Origin of the sequence: Methylobacterium sp. WL64 (assembly GCF_008039945.1) — a bacterium.
Lineage (GTDB): Bacteria > Pseudomonadota > Alphaproteobacteria > Rhizobiales > Beijerinckiaceae > Methylobacterium.
Map to the genome: position 1 here is coordinate 1 of NZ_VRVA01000240.1, position 3279 is coordinate 3279.

The window sequence follows — 3279 nt, forward strand, 5'->3', positions numbered from 1 at the left end:
CACCCGCCCCGCCGCCCGGCTCACCCACGCGGCGGCCCTCATCGCGCTCCAGGCGGCCGTCGCCCACGCGGAGGCGATCGGGGTGCCGGAGGTCGTTGCCGTGGTCGATGCCGACGGCAACCTGCTCGCCTTCCTGCGCATGGACGGCGCCAAGCTGCTGTCCCGGGAGAGCGCGCTGGCCAAGGCGGTCACCGCCGCCTCGAACGGTGCGCCCACCGGCGGGCTCGCCGCCGACCTCGCCGTGACGGTCGGCCTCGCCACCGGCGGGCGGCTGACCAACCTGCCCGGCGGCCTGCCGATCGTGATCGACGGCGCCTGCCTGGGCGGCATCGGGGTCGGGTCCGGCGCCAGCGACCAGGACGTGGCGGTGGCCCGCGCCGCCCTGCGGGCGATCGGCGCGCAGGATCACGGCACCGCTCCCGGCACCGCTCCCTGAACCCGGCCTCGACCCGGGTCGGGCGGGCTGGCATGGTGTGGCAGGAGGTTGGGAGACAACCCACGATGGCTCTGACGTTCCGCCTGGACGATCCGACCCAAGCCGACCCGCGCCGCCGCTGGGCCGAGCTCGACCGGGACGCGCGCAGCGCCTGCTACGACAACACCCGCGCGGTCGCCGACAGCGCCGCCCAGGTGGCCGCCCGCGACGCCGCCTCGGCCGCCTACCGGGCCAGGCATCCGGCCGGCCTCGACATCCCGTACGGAACCGGCCCCCGCAACGCCCTCGACCTCTACCCGGCCCGCGACGCCTCGGCGCCCGGCCTGGTCTTCCTCCACGGCGGCTACTGGCAGCGGGGTGCCCGCGAGCTGTTCGCCTGCTTCGCCGAGGGGCCGAACGCCGCCGGCTGGTCGGTGGCGATGGTCGGCTATACCCTCGCCCCGGAGGCGAGCCTGACCCGGATCGCGGCCGAGATCGGCGCGGCGCTGGACTGGATCGGCGCGCACGGCCCCGCGCATGGGATCGGCGGCCCCCTGGTCCTGGCGGGCTGGTCGGCGGGCGGGCTGCTGACCGCACTCCAGCTCGGTCATCCGGCGATCGCCGCGGGGCTCGCGATCTCGGGGGTCTACGACCTCGCGCCGATCCGCCAGACCACCCTCGACGACAAGCTCAACCTCACGGAGGCGGAAGTCGAGGCGTTGTCGCCCCTGCGCCGTCCGGTGGTGGGCAAGCCGCTCTGCCTCGCCTACGGGAGCCGCGAGCTGCCGGCCCTGATCCACGACGCCCGCAACCTGCACGCCCTGCGGGCCGCGGCCCACGCGCCGGGTCCCCTGCTGCCGGTGCCGGGCGCCGAGCATTTCTCGGTTCTGGGCGAGCTGCGCCGGCCGGACGGGATCCTGGTGCGGGCCGCGCACGCGCTGCTCGGGGGCTGAGGCTCGGCGACGGGGCGTCGCGTGCGGTCGCGTGCGGTCGCGAACGAAAGGCTGCGGTGCACGGATGCATCGCCGCAACATGCAGTTGCACGAACCGCGGCTCAGGTCGCGATACGGTCTTGCTGAGCCCTCCCGCGCGTGCTGAGACGGGCGGGCAGGGACGCGACCCGCCTCGACCCGGGGGGACCGACCGGGCCGGGGGAAGCGGATGCGAGCGGTCGCCCGGTCGGGCCCTGCAGCGGCGTCGGGATCGCAAGCCAGTCCCGGAGGCTTGGCCGATTCCGGCCGCCGGACACCCAAGGTGCCGCGGCTGCGTCTCGCGCTGGCCCTGGGCTTCGGGACGCTCGGGTTCCTCGCCGCCCTGGCGCTGGCCATCCTGGTGAGCCGCGAGGCGACGCGCCGGCTGGAGGCCGAGGTCGGCGGCCAGCTCGCCGAGATCGCCGGACAGATGGCGCGCAGCCTCGATCTCGACATGTTCGAGCGCTGGCGCGACATCCAGATCGCGGCCACCTCAGACAGCCTGCGCGATCCCGGGGCCGGGACCGACGCCAAGCGCGCCGTGATGCGGCGCCTCCAGGAGACCTACCCGGCCTACTCGATCATCGGGCTGATCGACCCGGACGGGCGGGTCGCAGTCACCAGCATCGGCGCGCTGGAGGGGGCGGACGTCTCCGGCCGCACCTATTTCCAGGCGGCCCGCGAGCGGCCGTTCGTGGGGGACGTGCACCCGGCCAAGCTTCTGCAGGCCGTGCTGGCGCCGGCGGTTCACGGGCCGGCCATCCACGAGCCGCCATTCCACGAGCCTCTTCGCCTCCTCGACCTCGCCGCCCCGGTCAGGGACCCGGACGGGCGCCTCCTCGGGGTGCTGGCCGCGCATCTCGACTGGGTCTGGGCGCGCGATATGGCGCGCACCCTCGAAGGCTCGCTCCGGAGCCATCGCGGCGGCGCCGAGATCCTGATCCTGTCCCACGACGGCACCGTGCTGCTCGGACCGCCGCCCCTCCAGGGCAACCGCCTGCCCGAGACCGTGCTGTCCGGCGGGCGCGCCCTCGACCCGCAGGGCACGAGCCGGGTCGGACCCTGGCCCGACGCCGCCGCCGGGTATCTCAGCGCGAGCGCGCGCACGAACGGCGAGCGCGATTATCCCGGCCTCGGCTGGCGGGTCGTGGTGCGCCAGAGCGCGGACCGGGCCCTGGCCTCGGTGGCGGCCCTGCGCTGGAACATCCTGGCCGCGGGCAGCGCCGTGGCCCTCGCCGCGGCCGTCCTCGCGTGGCTGCTCGCCGGCCTGATCGCCCGGCCGCTGCGGGATCTGGCTGCGGCCGCCGGGGCGCTGGGCCGCGACGGGCCCCTGCCGCCGCTGCCCCGGGCGATCGTGCGCGAGGGCGCGATGATCGCGGACGCCCTCACCGGGGCGGCGGACGAGCTCGCCCGGCGCGGGGAGGCCCAGCGCCTCCTGATCGACGAGTTGAACCACCGGGTGAAGAACACCCTGGCCACCGTGCAGTCGATGGCGGCGCAGAGCCTGAAGGATCTCGGCGACACGGCGGCGGCGGGGCGCGAGGCCTTCGAGGCCCGGCTGCTCAGCCTGTCGCGCGCCCACGACGTCCTGACCCGCGAGAGCTGGCTGAGCGCCGACCTGCGGGGGATCGCCAGCCAGGCCCTGCGTCCCTTCCAGGGGCCCGAGGCAGGGCGCATCGCCCTGGCCGGACCGGACCTGCGGCTGCCGCCCGAGATGGCGCTCGCGCTCACGATGATCCTGCACGAGGTGTGCACCAACGCGGTCAAGTACGGCGCCCTCTCGGTCCCGGCCGGGCGGGCGTCCTTGGGTTGGACCCTGGAGGCCTGCCCCGGCGGCGGCCGGACCCTGCGGATCGCCTGGCGCGAGCGCGGGGGCCCGCCGGTCGCGCCAGG

General features: G+C 76.1%; 3 protein-coding genes. All 3 read left to right on the top strand.

Features of this window, described 5'->3' with window-relative positions; all coding sequences use genetic code 11:
- Positions 1 to 436 (top strand): heme-binding protein (locus FV242_RS33315; protein ID WP_210248993.1); only part of this gene is annotated, 436 nt, incomplete at its 5' end.
- Positions 437 to 501: 65 nt separating this feature from the next.
- Positions 502 to 1368 carry an alpha/beta hydrolase gene (locus FV242_RS33320; protein WP_147910812.1) on the top strand — a complete coding sequence of 289 codons (867 nt, stop codon included), beginning with the start codon at positions 502 to 504 and terminating at the stop codon, positions 1366 to 1368.
- 301 nt (positions 1369 to 1669) lie between these two features.
- Positions 1670 to 3279 (top strand): sensor histidine kinase (locus tag FV242_RS33325; RefSeq protein WP_246693007.1); only part of this gene is annotated, 1610 nt, incomplete at its 3' end.